Below are 222 nucleotides of genomic sequence, written 5' to 3' on the forward strand. Positions count from 1 at the left end.
CCTGTTACCGCCCGTAGACAGCGAACAGCTTCCTGTTGGAAAATTGCGGCTTCTGCGCGGCGGTGTGCTGGCGGGCAGCGTGGTGAAAAAGCGCTTCCAGCCTGCCCACGCCCTATAAGAAAAAACAACCGCGACCGGAAAATTCTTACATAACCGGTCGCGATATTTTTGTTTTTTGTTGTCAACCCAGGTTGCGCAGTCCCTTGGGATAGTGATTTTTGA

General features: G+C 52.3%; 1 protein-coding gene. It reads left to right on the top strand.

Annotated elements, in window-relative coordinates; all coding sequences use genetic code 11:
- The first annotated feature begins 43 nt into the window (after positions 1-43).
- Positions 44-118, top strand: a complete 75-nt coding sequence (locus H6B10_RS18275; RefSeq protein ID WP_243427444.1) for an RsmF rRNA methyltransferase first C-terminal domain-containing protein — start codon at positions 44-46, stop codon at positions 116-118.
- The last annotated feature ends 104 nt before the right edge of the window (positions 119-222 follow it).

The organism is Gemmiger formicilis, assembly GCF_016901605.1.
Classification (GTDB): Bacteria; Bacillota; Clostridia; order Oscillospirales; family Ruminococcaceae; genus Gemmiger; species Gemmiger formicilis_B.